The following is a 16,863-nucleotide window of genomic DNA, read 5'->3' as shown; positions in this document are numbered from 1 at the left end:
TCCTTTAGCTTATTTACTTATCACTATTTTTAGTAGGTTTGTTATATATATATGTTGCTCTCAATTCTTCAAGTTTCTTTAATGATTCAATCGATTCCTTTTTTAATCTATCGTTTACACCTAATATTAGGGCAAAGGAAATTGCCATAGGTACTACAGGAGAGGGGAATGTCCCTTTTTGACCTCTTTCCGCATATAAGACGTAATCAACATTTTCACTACTAGTGGGATTGTGCATATCTGTAATTAAAATTGAGGTTGCTTTATGGTCTTTAAGTATTTTCATTGCTCTTAAATTGTCAGTTGACAACCTTGAAAAATTATAAATAATAGCTGCATCTTTTTCACTCAAAGTGAGGAAATGTTCGCACATAGAACTACCTCCTTCACAAACATATTTGCAAGGAATCCTAAGTCTACGAAGTCTAAAATTCAGATAATGCGCCATGTGTTCATTTGCTCCTATTCCAATAATGTATAATGTTTTAGCTGAACAAATGTGATCTATAGCAGCATTAAATGCTGCTTTATTTACACTATTGATAGATGCTTTAAGGAATTCTACTTCATGAGATATGATAGATTCATAAGAAAATTCAACATTTTCCATGATTGCTATGGAGTGCCTCATTCTTGTTTCAGGGGACAAATAATCACGATAATAAGTAAAGAGTGCTTCTCTAAAATCATTAAATCCATCGTAGCCTATGTACTGAGCAAAGCGAACTAATGTCGCTTTACTCACTCCAATTTCATCAGAAAATTTTGACATAGGGAAATAAATTATTTTCTCTATGTTATTCATAACATAATCGGCAACCTTTTTTTGTTGTTTTGAAAAAGAGTCATAAAGATTTGAAATTTGTTGAATTATTGGTATATCATTCATATGCTAAAACCCAAATGAACAGATTAAATTTTCTGTTTTTTCGTCATAAATATTTCCACGTTTAGGCAAAATTGCAAAAACATCTTCTATTTTCATATCCACACATTGTTCCTCAGGTAATTTTACTAGTAATTCAGGTCCATTTTGTGTAGAAACAAGATGGATTAGTACTTCAGAACCAGTTGGTTGAATAGTATAAATTTTATAATTTATGCTATTCTTATCGCTTGCAGCTAATTTAAAATCTTCAGGTCTAATATTTAATACTACCTCTTGATTATCTTTTAATAAATTTTCAGTATCTTCCATTTCAATGGGTATTTTAGCGCCACACTTATCTGTAAATATTAATTTATTTTTATTTACTTTTACAGTTCCACGAAGAAAATTAGATTGTGGATTACCCATGAAATCAGCAACAAATAAATTTGCAGGGAAGTGATATACTTCATTTGGAGTTCCAATTTGTTGTATTATTCCACCATTCATTACAACAATTTTATCAGATAATGCCATAGCTTCGATCTGATCATGAGTTACATAAATTGTTGTTGCTTTTAAGTCTATATGAAGTCTTTTTAACTCTGAACGCAATTTCATTCTTAATTTTGCATCTAAGTTAGAAAGGGGTTCATCAAATAGGAATATGCTTGGCTCAGTTACTACCATACGAGCTACAGCAACTCTTTGCTGTTGTCCCCCACTAAGTTCATGGGGATATCGATCTTCGTAACCTTCTAATCCGACTATTTTAAGAATTTCGTTAATTCTTTCTTTTTTTTCAGATTCTGATAAACCTTGTTTGTTTAATCCAAATAAAATATTACCACCTACTTTCATATGTGGCCAAAGAGCATAATTTTGAAAAACTAATCCAAGGCCACGCTGTCCTGAAGGTACGTTAATATATTTTTTACTAGAAAATATACATCGATCATCTATGTATATTTCTCCTTCCGCTGGTTCCTCAAGTCCAGCAAAACATCTTAGGGTTGTAGTTTTTCCACAGCCTGAAGGTCCTAAAAGTGTAATGAATTCATGGTCGTTAATTACCAAATTCAAATTATTAACGGCTACTACATCGCCGAATCGTTTAATAATATTTTTAAAAGTTATTGTACTCATAATTTTACTCCAATTTAAAGTTCAATCTTACCGCCAATGCGATCTAGTAACATGTGTCCACTTACAACAATAAAGATTATTAACAACATTAGTGCATATGCATGTTGTACAAATTCCTGAGATTGATATCTATATATAATAGATGTCATTAAAGGGTTTTTAGGTGTGACTAATAAAATCACAATATCTAGTGCTCGCATAGTTGTTATGAAAGTTAATAACATTGCTGACAGAATTCCTGATTTTGAAAGAGGCATTACTATACGAGTAAATCTTTTAGCCCATCCAATATTGTGAATAACACCAACTTCTTCTAGGGAAGGATCGATTTGGTGCATTGCCGAAATACCAGAACTAGTTGAAAATGGTAAATATTTTACAGTACAAGTTAAAACTAATAGAGCAAACGTTCCATATAGTGCGGGCATAGGTCCCCAAGAGCGTGCAAACATTGTAAGGAAAATACCACCAAAAGCAATTCCAGGTATCATATATGGTACAAAAGAAACACTTTGTAGCCATCTTGAGAATCTATATTTACGATTTCTTACAACGGTGTAACCTATTAAAATCCCAATAACTCCACTAACTAATGCGGTTATTATTGCAAGTGATACAGAATTTTTTATTGATGAAAGAATATATGGATTTCTGAATATACCAGGTTGACCTTCTGCAATTGAAGGAATGCTCTTACCTATCCAATAATGTAGAGTAAGATTATCAATCCCATATCGTCCATTTTGTAACATTAATGATTGCCAACCTAGTAGAAATAATGGCAAAAATACAAAAAGTACAACAAACAACATAACGAGGAATGTAACAAGTTTATGCCATTTTCCAAGACTTTGTGGTTTTCGAGAACTGCCTTTTCCTTCTACTGTAACAAAGCGTTTACGAGATCCAATTAATTGTTGGTTTGTAATTACTAAGATAACAGTTATTAAAATAAGCATAAGTGACATTACATAACCTTCTCCATAAAGTTGATTATGCATTGAAGAATAAATACGTGTTGAAAGAGTATAATATCTTACAGGTAAACCAAGTATGGATTGCGTTGTAAACTCTCCTAAACCTTTGCTAAAGGTTAAAATAAATGCTGAACCTAAAGCAGGTAAAGAAATCGGAAAAGTTATTTTTCGTAAGATTTCAAATTTACTTGCGCCCATTATTTCTGCACTTTCTTCGAGTCTTGAATCAATATTTGCCAACACCCCACGCATTAAAATGAAAGTATATGGAATATAATGTACTCCAAGTGAAATAACTATAGGAATATAGCCGTATGCAAGCCATTCTGGAGCATTAATACCAAAGAAATAATTTAGCATTCCTTGAGCCCCTCCAAAACGTTCACATTTAAAAAGCATTTTCCAAGCTAGTGCAATTGTCCAAGATGGTGCTATATACGGTATTACTAAGACTACTGATAAAAATCTTTTATGATGAATATCCGTTCTAACTACAACATAAGCAAGAAGAGATCCTAATACTAATGATATTAAAGTCATGCCGAGAGCAATTGCTAGACTATTTATGCCGGGTTTAAAGAATAATGAATTTGTTAATTTGCTAAAAAGAACCCGAGTCCAATAGAAAAGTGTGAAAGTTCCTTCTTCAGCGCCCCGGACCAAACGTGATCCGGAAGCGTCGAATAGGAAGGAATTTACTACTATAAACAAGAGCGGTATTACAACCAAAAAAAATAGTAAAATAAGAAATATAATTCCCCATAATTTTTCTGGACTGCGCCCTAGTTTCTTTAATTTATATATTAAATTTTTCATAAGTTACCAACCATTTGTTTTGTCGATTTCTGTAGGCAAATATTTTAGAAAGTCATCCAAAAATCGCGAACTTCTAATCCATAATCATATACATAATCATAATCAATAAACCAAGTATAATCTTTTAAATCATCTAAATGCTTATCTCCTTTAGGAGTAACATCACTTCTTGAAGACCATCCCCCAGGAACGTTAAATGGACTCATACCACCTTCACCATTTGAATCGCCTAATAGATAACGGATAAGAATTTTAGCAGCGTTTGGGTGAGGTGCATTTGCAGCCATAACTAAGTGGTTGGCCTTGGTTATACCTACTTTTGGTTCAACATTCCAAGCTATGGCTAATTTTGCTTCTTTGGAATCATTGTAGCGAATTTTAGACGACGCTACGCTAAGAGTTAATGGTGGATCACTTTGACCTGCAGTTCCAACTGACATGGCAGCGTCTCCATCTGAGGAAGTAAGTACTATACCATTTTCAATAAGTCGTTTAATAAATTCTTCACCGGCATTAGTTACACCATCACTAAGTTGGAGTTTCTCTCCAAATTCTTTTTCATAAGCAGCTTCCATTTCATTTGAATGTTGAACAACTGTTTGTAAAAAATTTAAATTTTCTTCTGTCAACATTGGATCCTTCATTTGAACTTTGCCATACCATTCTTCTTTAGTTAAATCCCATAAATTATCTATTGGAGAACCATTTGGATAAACTTCAGTGTTATAAAAAATTACTTTTGATTCTAAAGAATGTACTAATAGTGGACGTTGAAAATCTGATGATATAACTTTATCAGTTTTTACTCCATCTTCTAAAATTGAAGGGACGTAGTTTTGAACATATCCTTTTGGCATTAACTCATTTAAGAGTGATGAACCGTTTGCGAGCATTAAAACATCAGCATTATATACACCTGCATTTTGTTCACGAGTGATTTTATCTATCTGTTCAACGTCTGCCATATCGATGGCTTCAACTTCAATACCTGGGTATTTTTCATTAAATGCTTCAAGTGCATCATAGATTCTCGAAGATAGTGAATAAATTACGACTTTTCCTTCCTTTTTAGCATCTTCGTAAATTTTATCCCAATTTTCATTTGTAGAAACTATCTGTGCCTCCTCTACAGATATAGTTTCTTCTTGTGTGCCAGAAGCCCATAAGAATGTGCTTAAACAAAGCATCCCCATTAAAATAATTCCCTTTTTCATATAAATACCTCCATTTTGTTATTTATATTTATATGAATTTATTATATGCACAGTTTGTTTCATATGTCAAATTTTTTGTAACAAATGTACCATTTTTGCTATAATAAAAGTGATAAATCCTATAAAATATGAGTAATATAATTAATATTAACTATTATTTGTTTTTATATTATTTCATTTCTTTATAAATTATGTAAAACTACAAATAATTTCATTTTAACGACATTTTATCGATTAAATTATTTATTTTTTTAATAAGCAAAATTATATTTCATATGTTTAATTGGTTGAGAGTTATCTTTTTTAGCTTCAAATGTACTAATCAGTTAGTATTTATAGCTAATAGGATAATTAAACTACTAAAGAACAATGGATATTTTAACTTAGCTTATGATGTATTTAAAATATTTTAAAAGATGTATGGGTTAGACTTTACTAATCATAAATTAAGTATTGTTATTAAACTTTATTGTATTTTTTAATTGATAAAGGATTAAGTGTTACTTGTAAATCTAAAATAATTAATGTATTGTTTGACATCAAACAATATGAGGGTTAATTTTTGCTCTTATTATGATATTAGGAGTATTTTATGAAAAAAGAACGATTTGTATTTGAGATTGGATCTTTGCATCACAAGATAAAAAGAAAAATTCAAAATTCAGAATTCTTTCAAAACATAAATAAAATGACAGGAACAAATTGTAATATTATTTTATTTCTTGCTGATAATAGTGATATAGACATTTTTCAAAAAGATATACAAGAACATTTTGATGTTACTAGATCAACCATGTCAAAAGTACTTAGTCTTATGGAAAAAAAAGATTTAATACAAAGAAAATCAGTTTCATACGACTCGAGACTTAAGAAAATAGTGTTAACAAAAAAAGCATTAAATTTAAGTGATTCTATACGAAATGAGTTAGATAAATTTGATGCAGTTATGACTAGAGGTTTTAGCAATCAAGAGTTAGATATGTTTTATTGTTATATAAATCGAGTTAACGAAAATATAGATTTAGCTAATATAAAGGGTATTAATTGTGATTAAATATTTATCAAAAAGCATTAGGGAATATAAAAAAGATACAATCAAAACGCCAATTTTTGTTACTTTTGAGGTTTTGATGGAAGTGTTAATTCCATATATTATGGCAAAAATAATTGATTATGGTATTGATTTAGGTAACATGTCTGTAGTTATTCAACTAGGTATTGTTTTGTTAATAGCCTCTTTTATTTCTTTATTATTCGGAGTTTTAGCTGGAAAAAGTGCAGCAAGAGCTTCAGCCGGTTTTGCTAGAAATTTAAGAAAAGATATGTTTTATAATGTTCAAACATTTTCTTTTTCAAATATAAACAAATTTTCAACATCAAGTATAATTACAAGGTTAACAACTGATGTAACAAACGTGCAAAATTCATATCAAATGATAATTAGAATGGCAACAAGAAGTCCTGCAATGATAATTTTTTCATTAGTTGCAGCTTTTAGTATTGATAAAAAGCTTTCCCTAGTATTTTTAGCCTCTATACCAATACTTTCTGTAGGACTTTATCTCATAATGAATAAAGCCTATCCTATTTTTCGACGAGTTTTTAAAAAATATGATAAGTTGAATAGTGTAGTTCAAGAGAACTTGTTAGGAATTAGAGTTGTTAAATCATATAATCGTGAAAATCATGAGATAGGTAAATTTAAAAGTATTTCTTCTGAAATATACAAGGATTTTACTAAGGCTGAAAAAATTATTGCTTTTAATATGCCTCTTGTACAATTTATAATGTATTTTTCTATGATTTTATTATCTTGGTTTGGAGCTAGAGCTATTATAGTAAGTGGAAATAATCCAAATATTGGATTGAGTACAGGACAGCTCTTAAGTCTGATTTCATATACTATGCAAATTTTAATGAGTTTGATGATGCTCTCTTTTGTACTTGTGATGATTACAATTTCTAGAGCATCAGCTGAAAGAATTTCAGAATTATTACAAGAAGAGAGCACTTTAAAAAATATTGATCAACCAATTAAAGAAGTTAAAGATGGATCAATATGTTTTGAGAATGTTAACTTTAAATATTCTAAAGAATCGGATGTTTTATGTTTAGAAGACATTAACTTAACAATTGAGTCTGGTGAAACTGTTGGTATTTTAGGTGGAACTGGTTCTTCAAAAACTTCGCTTATTCAACTCATTCCACGATTATATGAAGTGACAAGTGGTAAAATATTTGTTGGTCAAAAAGATGTTAGACAGTATGATTTGAAAGCATTAAGAGATCAAGTGGCTGTTGTACTACAAAAAAATATTTTGTTTTCAGGAACTATAAAAGAAAATTTACGATGGGGAAATAAAAATGCAAGTGATGAAGAATTAGTTAAAGCTTGTAAATTGGCCCAAGCTCATTCATTTATCATGGAATTAAAGGATGGTTATGATACATATGTAGAGAGGGGTGGAACAAATTTATCAGGAGGACAAAAACAACGTTTATGTATTGCAAGAGCATTGTTGAAAAATCCGAAGATATTAATTTTAGACGATTCAACAAGTGCTGTAGATACAAAGACAAATGCTCTTATTCAAAAAGCTTTTATTGAGGAAATTCCAAATATTACAAAAATAATAATTGCACAACGTGTAGGTTCAGTAAAAGATGCAGATAAAATTATTGTTATGGATAATGGAAAGATAGTAGGAATCGGAAATCATGAATATTTATTAAAAAATAATCATTTATATCAAGAAATTTTCAAAACTCAATTAAAAGGAGTAAAATAATAATGAGAAAACAAGTAAATAAAGATACAATTGTGCGTCTATTTTCATATATTAAAAAATATAAATTTAAACTTATAATCGTTTTTATAAGTATAATTTTATCAGCTGTGGCTAGTGCCCTAGCTTCATTATTTATTCAAAGTTTGATAGATGATTATATTTCACCTTTGCTATTAGAAAGTGTTCCAAATTTTTCTCCATTATTTTCTATCCTTTTAGTTATGGGTTGTATATACCTTATAGGAGTTCTCTCAACACTTATATATAATCGTTTAATGGTCAGTATTGCTCAAGGTGTATTAAAAAAAATTCGTGATGAATTATTTTCAAAAATGCAATGTTTGCCTATCAATTATTTTGATTCAAATAGTCATGGTGATATAATGAGCAATTATACTAACGATATAGACACATTACGACAGATGATATCCCAGAGCTTACCTCAATTGATTTCATCTATAATTACCATAATTGCAATATTTTTTGCTATGTTGTATCTAAGCATTGGTTTAACGGTTTTTGTTGTGATTACACTTTTCCTTATTTTGAAAGTTATTGGGCAAGTAGTAAATAAAAGTGGAAAATATTTTGTAAGACAACAGCAATCACTTGCTGATGTAAATGGATATATTGAAGAGTTAATTACAGGGTTAAAAGTTGTAAAAGTATTTAATTATGAAAATGAAGCTAAACAAGCATTTGATAAAAAAAATGACGAACTATGTAATAATTCAACATTAGCAAATTCCTATGCAAATATTTTAATGCCAATAATGGGTAACTTTGGTTATATACTTTATGTATTATTAGCAATAATTGGAGGAGCTATGGCGATTTTAGGGACTCCAAATTTAAGTATTGTTGGTGTAAATGTTATCACTTTAGGTATGATTGCTTCATTTTTACAGTTATCTAGGAGCTTTGTACGTCCTATTGGTCAAGTATCTCAACAGTTAAATTCTGTAATAATGGCAATTGCTGGAGCAGAACGTGTGTTTAGATTGATGGATGAAAAAGTAGAAGAAGATGAAGGATATGTTAGCTTAGTAAATGCCAATAAAAAAGATGGTAAGATTGTAGAAACTGAAAAAAGGACTGAGATATGGGCATGGAAATATCCTCATAAAGATGGTTCTATAACATACCATGAATTAAAAGGGGATGTTATTTTTAATAATGTTTATTTCTCATATATAAAAGGGGAACCTATTTTAAAAAATATATCATTACATGCTAACCCTGGAGAAAAAATAGCACTAGTTGGTGCAACTGGAGCAGGTAAGACAACAATTACAAATTTGATTAATCGCTTTTATGATATTGATTCTGGAAAAATTAAATATGATGGTATAAACATAGATAAAATTAGAAAAAGTGATTTACGTCGCTCTTTAGCAATAGTTTTACAAGATGTTAATCTTTTTACTGGAACAGTAATGGATAATATACGTTATGGTCGTTTGGATGCAACTGATGAAGAATGTATTGCTGCAGCTAAACTTGCTAATGCAGACCATTTTATAAATATGTTAAAACATGGATATGATACGATTTTATCAGGAGATGGAAGTGACTTGTCACAAGGACAACGCCAATTAATTTCGATTGCAAGAGCAGCTGTTGCTGACCCACCTGTAATGATTTTAGATGAGGCTACCTCTAGTATTGATACGCGAACTGAGGCTATAGTTCAAGAGGGAATGGATTCCTTGATGAAAGGTAGAACAGTTTTTGTAATTGCTCATAGATTATCAACAATTAAAAATGCCGATAAAATTATGGTAATAGATAAAGGTGAAATCATAGAACAAGGAAATCATGAACAATTAATTGAGCAAAATGGTACTTACTATAAGTTATATACTGGGGTTTTTGAACTTAGTTAAAATTAAAACATCTTATGTTATATAAATTTAGGTAAGATAATTTTATCTAAATTATTTAAAGTTGTGTTTTTAAATAAAAAAGCAATTTGAGATGTTGTTTAATAAATATATAAAGTTGCTTAGAGTTTTGATGATATAAAATATTCTTTAATTAGATTTTATTTTAGATAATAAATTTAAGAAGTGATTTTCATAAGCGACAAGAAGAAGTTATATAGCTGCTAACAAAGAAAAAAATAAAATTGGGTTAAGTTTAGCTTAAAAAAATTATTGACCTTTTATAGGAGTGGATCCCATGATAAATGTATCCGAAGTACTTGAAATATCGATACCAACGATACTCATACAAACCTCCAAGGTGAAAAATAGGTTCCATTTTCCAATTATCCACATGAATGCAACAAAAGATTTAATTACTCGATAGGGAAAATTAGGATCGAGGACAGACTCCTATAAAAACTTAAAAGTTTAATATAAATGAGGTACTCTGCCCATAAGTATATCACCTATAAATACATATCATAGAGGTGGTAATAAACAATAGAAATTATACTGGTATTATAGACCAGTTATTATTAGGAGAAATATAAGTGAATATTAATTTTTCATTAGAAAATGCTGTTAATAAGAGATATAGTGTTAGAAATTATAACAATAAACCAATACCAATTGATTTGGCTAAATCTATTAAAGAATTTTCTCATACTTTAGATAACCCCTTTGGAAAGAAGGTTAATTATCATTATTTTGGTAAAGAGTTTATGAGTGGGGATAAATTACGTGGATCATATGGTATTATTCAAGGTTCTAGACAATATATAGCTGCAACAATAAATTTAGAGCCCAATAGTTTAGAAGCTTTAGGGTATGAGTTAGAAGTATTAGTACTTTATTTAGCTAATCTAGATATTGGATCTTGTTATTTAGGTCTTACATTTGATAGAAAGGGTTTTTTATCATCTTTAAATCTTGATGAGAATGAAGTTTTACCTATTTTACTTCCATATGGATATGCTTCAGATAAAAAACGCTTAAAAGATTTTGCGATGAGAAAACTTGTAACAGCAGATAAGAGAAAAAGTTGGGATAAATTGTTTTATAAAAATGATTTTAATACATCATTAAACAAGCAAGAAGTTTTAGATTTTTCATTTGCTTTGGAGATGGTTCGTTTAGCTCCTTCCGCTTCGAACAAACAACCTTGGAGAGTTCTATATTTAAATAATTCTTTCCATTTTTATGAATATAAAAAACCTGGTTATAGTGATGCTTTTTCTTACGATATCCAAAAAATAGATATGGGAATTGCAGCGGCTCATTTTGATCTTGCTATGAAAGAACAAGGTATGTCACCAAAAATTGATTTTACGGAGCCAAAAAATGTTCAAATACCTAAGAATATAGAATATAGGTTTTCATGGATAATTTCATAAGGTTTAGATAATATTTAAACATAAATAAAATAATACCAACTTTTAAAATAAACAGTTGCTTTTTAAATTGTTTTGGTTTTTTTTATGATGAAAATTCGAATGAATTGTAGATTAAGAGAATATTTTTATTGCTAATTATTCAATCTTAGAATACTATACAATGAAATTGGGAAATATTAATTTAATATAAAAAATGCATTATTTTTTATACATTTGTATAATAAACTTAGTATAGAAAAAATTCATTCAAAATACACATTCCATAAAAAATGTAAAAAACCTGAATTTAAGTATAATAAACTGGTATTATTAATTTATTTTGATAAGATTTCAAATTTTTTCAAATTTGGTTGGTTGTCTATGTGTTTTATATTGAGTACCTTTCCATTATAGGAGTTACAAATGGTAAAGACAGTAGCGCAAATGTTTCATAAAAGCACTTTAGATAATCCAGAATTAACAATGCTTAGTTCAAAGAATAATAAAGGTGTATTTATTGATGAAACTTATAGAGAAGTAGAAGATAAAGTTATTAATTTAGCACTAGCCTTATTTGTAACATTTAATTATAAGAAACAAGATTTAGTAGCAATTATTAGTGATAACAGGAAAGAGTGGATATATAGTGATTTGGCTCTTCAATATTTAAATTGTGCTGATGTACCAAGAGGTTTGGATGCAACTGATTTAGAATTAATTCAAATCTTAAATGACACTAAAGTAACTACTTGTTTTATAGAGAATACTCAAACTATTAAAAGATTTAATACATTAAAAAAAGATTTACCTTTTTTAGAGACTTTAATTTTAATGGAAGATGTCCAAGTAAAAGAGGATAGTCAATTTGAAGTTGTACGATTATATGATTTGTTAGAAAAAGGTCAGAAATTAATTGAAAAAGATATCAGTTTAAAAGATAAACTTATAGATGATCTTACAAATGGTAAACCAGATGATTTAGTTACAATAATATTTACTAGTGGAACTACTGGTGCATGTAAAGGGGTTATGCTAACTAATAATAATTATATTCATGAAGTCACTCATTTACAGAAATTTGTAAATAATCAATTTTTACCAGGTCAAAGATGGATGACTGTTCTTCCTATTTGGCATTCGTTTGAAAGAAGTGTAGCTTATGTTTCTATTTATTTCTCTCAAGCTATGTATTATAGCAAACCAATTAGCAAAATAATGTTAAGTGACTTTAAAAAGGTTAATCCACATTGGTTTTCTTCTGTTCCACGAATCTGGCAGTCTGTAAATAAAACTATTGAGAGAAAGATAAAAAAATCAACTAGTTTTAAAAAAGCTTTAAGTCTAGTTTTAATTACAAATGCTCTCAATTTGAGAAAGGGTTACAATGAAGTTCATAATTTACTACCAAGATATAAAAAAAATCATTTTAGAGGATTTGAGTTAATTGATGGACTTTTCAAAATGGCAATCCATTATCCTCTTTATGTACTTGGTAAAAAAATGATGTTTGATAAAATTAAAAGCCTTTTCGGAAATAGTCTAATAGCTGGTATTAGTGCTGGTGGGTCCATGCCTAAAGGTGTTGATAATTTCTTTAATTCTATTGGTATTACTTTATTGAACGGATATGGGATGACTGAAACAGCTCCAATTATTACAGTTAGAAATCTTGTAAAACCTATTGTAGGTAATATGACTTTAGTTGATGGATATAGTATAAAAATAGTTGATGAAGATAATAGAGAAGTAGAAATTGGTCAAAAAGGTGTTTTAAAAGTTAAAGGTCCTCAAGTTATGAAAGGCTACTTTAATAATGAAGAAGCAACAAGGAAAGCAATTGATGAAGATGGTTATTTAAATACAGGGGACTTAGTAACAAAAACTATTAATAATGATATTGCTATTGTTGGAAGGGCTAAAGATACTATTGTATTAGCAGGTGGTGAAAACTTAGAACCTGTTCCAATTGAAGGTAAATTAAGTGAGCTAGATTTTATTGAAAATGTCATTGTAATTGGTCAAGATAGAAAGTATTTGTCAGCTCTTATTGTTCCAAATATGAAATCTATAAAAGAATTAGTAGGGCAATTAAATGAAAAATATAATGATGATAAAGACCTGATTCACAATTATATCAAAGAAAAAATTGATGAAAAAGTTAATTGTAAATTAGGCTTTAAAAAATATGAATTAATCAATAGATTTGTTATTCTTGAAAAACCTTTTGAAGTTGGTAAAGAATTAAGTGCTAAGTTAGAATTAAAACGTAATATTATTATGGAGTATTATAAAAAAGAAATTGATATGCTTTATGCACATTAAAAATCTAATATAAATAATAAAACACTTGAAAATGGTATAGATCAAATTCAAGTGTTTATTTGTCTTTTTTTATTTAAAATGATTATACCTTTAAATAGTGTTTTATTTATTATCTAAATTATTTTTTGTTGAACAAAGGCACTTAATTTATCAGATAGAGAGCATAGCATTGGTGCTTTCATTTTAAAGTTTTTATATTCTTTGGTCTTAAAAGGTTCATAAAGAGAGTCTCTATTAACTTTATCCTTTCTTCCTTTTTCATATACATAAATAACTCTATTTTCTTTACTTAAATTAACAGAATTGCATAAGTTTACAAATTGTTGCAAATTAGAAAAAGTCTCTATGTAATATAAAATTACATCAATAGAATCATCTTTTTTTACACTATCAATATTTAAATAATATTTTTCTGGAAAGTTAACCACTAAAATATGGTTAAAGTTATCTAATTTTAATTTGTATAAATCCATTTGTTTCTCGCTTTTTTGTAGATTTTTAAATTATCAAGTTAATAATTGAAATAAGAGGGCTCCGATTGTATTGCACCAATTGATAACATATCATCTGTTAATCGTGGATTGTATAAAATATCATAAGGAATATCTTCATTTGTTATCCCATCTTTATCCAAATCGACTTCATCTTTTAATAAATAAGTAGTATCTCCATTATGATATAATTTATTGCTATCATATGAGTGATATTTAAAATATAAATCATTTTCACATATCAAATTGCTAAAATCTTTTGCGAAATTTTGAGGATAAGTTGGATCTACGTAGTAAATACCTTCTTTATTTATATTGGATGGCATTGCTGTTTTTATATATATGCTTTCTCTAATATTATCTTCATTTAAATAATCATCAACCTTTTGAAAAATAAAGCAATTATAGAATTCAAAGATATTTGAATCATCTACTTGAGAGTGTATAGCAGGTGCTGTAATATATCCATTTGTAGAATTATTAACAAATGTTGATTGATAGCATTTTAATTTTGCTTCAGGCTCTAAGTGTACTGTAGCAGAATAATCGGAATTTGCAATATTTTTAAAGAATAATGTTTGGTTTAAATTTAATTCTATATTTCCTTTTACATATATAGCACTTCCTTCTCCATTACTTGTTATATTATCTATAAATATTGTTTGCCAAATATCTTGTATCTTTTGATTCATGGATTCGCTAGAAAAATACATAGCTCCACCTTTCCATGAAGCATAATTATCTTTGAATTTACATTCGACTATTGTGGGGTATGAATCTATGTTATATATTCCCCCTCCATTACATTCTGTGTTATTTCCATCGGCGTAGCCGTCACTAATTACACAATGTTGAATCCAAGAACTTTGATGAATTTCATTATCTCCACCAGGATTATAAAATACATGATAACAGTTATCGACTTTACTCTCTAAATCTCCAATATTTCCAGATAAAATAGTTTCATCATATTCATTTGAAAAAGAAGAATCATAACCACCGATTAAATCTACATTATTTAAAAGCATAAAATGAAAAAATCTATCTGTGTTCCAACTATTATCACTATCAAAGCCTGGTTTTTCTTTAGGAGTATAAAATCCTTTAGCAATATGAATTTCCTCAATATCATAAATTGAGGCTAAATAAAGGGCATTTTGTAAATCAATTGTTGGATTTTCACTTGTAGAGCCAAAAAGTTTAACACTAATATAATCTGCTTTATTATCTACAAAAAGACACTGCGGCATATTCTCTGGTTTTTGTAATTCATATGCTCCAAGATCATAACTACTTGTTCCACAATATTCATTTATAAGTTTTACATCGTTGAGGCGTAAGTTATTTATATTTTTTAGAGATAGGTTAACTGCTCTTGCATTATCATTTATATCACTTGTTAATCTATCTATGTCCATCCCCATATCTAAAGCAGGGTTTGTAACATTTTCATATAATTCCAAGAAATTTTCATTTACTTGATCGTTATTTGAGTATTTAAATATTTTTGTATCAGCTGGTATAAAGATATATCCATCATCAGTATAAATCTCATCCTGAATTATAGTACATTTCGCGTTAAATTCTGAATCATATGGATAATATGTAGCACTTGAATTATTATTTGTACCATTTTTCCAGATGATTGTATTATATATTTGTGAGGAAGTTGAAAATTCACCTTTTAGATATGATGGCTCATTAAAAGCTATAGTTGTATTATACATGTTTATAATACTTTCATCACTTACATAAAATGGTTCCATTTTATTTTTAAAGAAAGCACAGTTTTCCAAATCAACTCTAATTGTTTTGGTCGAAGTACCATAAATAGAATAAGCATTATTATTATAAAATTTTATTTTTGAAAATTTTTGAGGGTATGAACTTCCCCAAGCATTCATATAAACAACCCCACCATAAGACGATGTATTATTATAAAATGTAAGTCCTTCTAATATAGGAGTACAATCTTCAATATAGATGGCTGCTCCAAAAGATGCTTTATTATTATAAAATTTTATGTTAGTTAGAGTTGGGGCTACTTTTTGTAAATAGATTCCCCCTCCATAAGATGAACCTGAGCCATAAGCCAAGCCTCCGGTGATACTAACATTTTTTAAAATTGCGGATGAATTTATTTCAGATGATTGAGGTAAATATATAACATGTAAAGATTGTTCATTACCGTCTAGAATAGTTTCTCCTCCAGTAGGATCTTCGTTAGCATTCTCACTACCAGCAAACCCTCCTGTTATAGTTAAATTGTTTCTTAATGCAAAATGATAGCCATTACCATCTAATGCTTCTAATCCATTAGGATATGATGTAGGAAAATATCTACCTTCTTTGACATATAGATTTTTTATACCATTTGATGCAGCATCATCAATAGCATCTTGTAAATTTCCATATGCTGTATTCCAAGAGGCCCCATATCCAGTCCCATCTTCACTAACATATAAAATTGTGGAATCATCAGTTGTATTATCAGGTGTAATGGAATTTGTTGAACAATAGCTTATATTCCCAATTGCATCTGTTAAAGTGTATTTAAATACTATGTCTTCTATTGCTCCTATTTCATTTTCACCACTATCTCCAACAATTGAATTTTCATTTTCAATAGTCTCAAGATATGTATAATTTTCATTATTTCCAACTTTATATGAAACATCAATTTTTACAACGTCTGTATTGTTATTTGACCAAATTGTTTTAGCTTTTCTAAAGTCTTGAGGGCTAGGGTAATTAAAAGTTAAAGGAGTAGGTTTTTTTCTATCAATATGAATAGACTTTGAAGTTATAGCAGCATCACCATAAGTGCTATATTCCTCATACCTAATATCTATATTCAATGTGAAGTCTTCATCTTCAGAAGTTTCATATAGTTGCACTTTAGTGTAAGTTGTATTCCATTGTTCATTTTCATTTAAACGATA

General features: G+C 28.8%; 11 protein-coding genes. 5 read left to right on the top strand and 6 right to left on the bottom strand.

Features of this window, described 5'->3' with window-relative positions; all coding sequences use genetic code 11:
- Positions 1-13: 13 nt before the first annotated feature.
- From ACZ5SO_RS08000 to ACZ5SO_RS07985, 4 genes are read right to left on the bottom strand one after another with little or no spacing between them, the layout of a single operon-like run.
- Complete coding sequence (locus ACZ5SO_RS08000; protein WP_464623923.1) at positions 14-889, bottom strand: MurR/RpiR family transcriptional regulator; 876 nt, start codon at positions 887-889, stop codon at positions 14-16.
- A gap of 3 nt (positions 890-892) precedes the next feature.
- Complete coding sequence (locus ACZ5SO_RS07995) at positions 893-2,014, bottom strand: ABC transporter ATP-binding protein (RefSeq protein ID WP_464623922.1); 1,122 nt, start codon at positions 2,012-2,014, stop codon at positions 893-895.
- 14 nt (positions 2,015-2,028) lie between these two features.
- The gene (locus ACZ5SO_RS07990) at positions 2,029-3,807 is read right to left on the bottom strand and encodes an ABC transporter permease (RefSeq protein ID WP_464623921.1); all 1,779 of its coding nucleotides are present in this window, start codon (positions 3,805-3,807) and stop codon (positions 2,029-2,031) included.
- Between the two features lie 44 nt (positions 3,808-3,851).
- The gene (locus ACZ5SO_RS07985; protein WP_464623920.1) at positions 3,852-5,021 is read right to left on the bottom strand and encodes an ABC transporter substrate-binding protein; all 1,170 of its coding nucleotides are present in this window, start codon (positions 5,019-5,021) and stop codon (positions 3,852-3,854) included.
- Between the two features lie 592 nt (positions 5,022-5,613).
- Between ACZ5SO_RS07985 and ACZ5SO_RS07980 the strand changes: the two genes are divergently transcribed.
- From ACZ5SO_RS07980 to ACZ5SO_RS07960, 5 genes are all read left to right on the top strand, one after another.
- The gene (locus tag ACZ5SO_RS07980) at positions 5,614-6,075 is read left to right on the top strand and encodes a MarR family winged helix-turn-helix transcriptional regulator (RefSeq protein ID WP_464623919.1); all 462 of its coding nucleotides are present in this window, start codon (positions 5,614-5,616) and stop codon (positions 6,073-6,075) included.
- Positions 6,068-7,810 (top strand): ABC transporter ATP-binding protein, encoded by a 1,743-nt coding sequence (locus ACZ5SO_RS07975; RefSeq protein ID WP_464623918.1) that lies wholly within the window; start codon positions 6,068-6,070, stop codon positions 7,808-7,810. Before ACZ5SO_RS07980 ends, ACZ5SO_RS07975 begins: the two co-directional genes overlap by 8 nt.
- A 2-nt stretch (positions 7,811-7,812) precedes the next feature.
- Positions 7,813-9,696 carry an ABC transporter ATP-binding protein gene (locus tag ACZ5SO_RS07970; RefSeq protein WP_464623917.1) on the top strand — a complete coding sequence of 628 codons (1,884 nt, stop codon included), beginning with the start codon at positions 7,813-7,815 and terminating at the stop codon, positions 9,694-9,696.
- A 590-nt stretch (positions 9,697-10,286) separates the two neighbouring features.
- Positions 10,287-11,129, top strand: a complete 843-nt coding sequence (locus tag ACZ5SO_RS07965; RefSeq protein WP_464623916.1) for a nitroreductase family protein — start codon at positions 10,287-10,289, stop codon at positions 11,127-11,129.
- Between the two features lie 402 nt (positions 11,130-11,531).
- Positions 11,532-13,430 (top strand): AMP-dependent synthetase/ligase, encoded by a 1,899-nt coding sequence (locus tag ACZ5SO_RS07960; protein WP_464623915.1) that lies wholly within the window; start codon positions 11,532-11,534, stop codon positions 13,428-13,430.
- A 113-nt stretch (positions 13,431-13,543) separates the two neighbouring features.
- On the opposite strand, the gene ACZ5SO_RS07955 is transcribed toward ACZ5SO_RS07960, so the two are convergent.
- Together ACZ5SO_RS07955 and ACZ5SO_RS07950 are read right to left on the bottom strand one after the other, a co-directional pair.
- A complete protein-coding gene (locus ACZ5SO_RS07955; RefSeq protein ID WP_464623914.1) occupies positions 13,544-13,903 on the bottom strand; it encodes a hypothetical protein in 360 nt (119 codons plus the stop codon).
- Between the two features lie 38 nt (positions 13,904-13,941).
- A complete protein-coding gene (locus ACZ5SO_RS07950; RefSeq protein ID WP_464623913.1) occupies positions 13,942-16,818 on the bottom strand; it encodes a hypothetical protein in 2,877 nt (958 codons plus the stop codon).
- Between the last annotated feature and the right edge of the window lie 45 nt (positions 16,819-16,863).

The sequence above is a fragment of the Pleomorphochaeta naphthae genome (genome assembly GCF_055396005.1).
The sequence above is the reverse complement of the archived record's forward strand: the minus strand, read 5'-3'. Positions and strand labels throughout refer to the sequence as shown.

Bases quoted from the DNA above. Each gene is read 5' to 3' on its own strand.
- ACZ5SO_RS07990 (WP_464623921.1), bottom strand. From the start codon at position 3,807: ATGAAAAATTTAATATATAAATTAAAGAAACTAGGGCGCAGTCCAGAA.
- ACZ5SO_RS07995 (WP_464623922.1), bottom strand. From the start codon at position 2,014: ATGAGTACAATAACTTTTAAAAATATTATTAAACGATTCGGCGATGTA.
- ACZ5SO_RS07955 (WP_464623914.1), bottom strand. From the start codon at position 13,903: ATGGATTTATACAAATTAAAATTAGATAACTTTAACCATATTTTAGTG.
- ACZ5SO_RS08000 (WP_464623923.1), bottom strand. From the start codon at position 889: ATGAATGATATACCAATAATTCAACAAATTTCAAATCTTTATGACTCT.
- ACZ5SO_RS07970 (WP_464623917.1), top strand. From the start codon at position 7,813: ATGAGAAAACAAGTAAATAAAGATACAATTGTGCGTCTATTTTCATAT.
- ACZ5SO_RS07960 (WP_464623915.1), top strand. From the start codon at position 11,532: ATGGTAAAGACAGTAGCGCAAATGTTTCATAAAAGCACTTTAGATAAT.
- ACZ5SO_RS07985 (WP_464623920.1), bottom strand. From the start codon at position 5,021: ATGAAAAAGGGAATTATTTTAATGGGGATGCTTTGTTTAAGCACATTC.
- ACZ5SO_RS07980 (WP_464623919.1), top strand. From the start codon at position 5,614: ATGAAAAAAGAACGATTTGTATTTGAGATTGGATCTTTGCATCACAAG.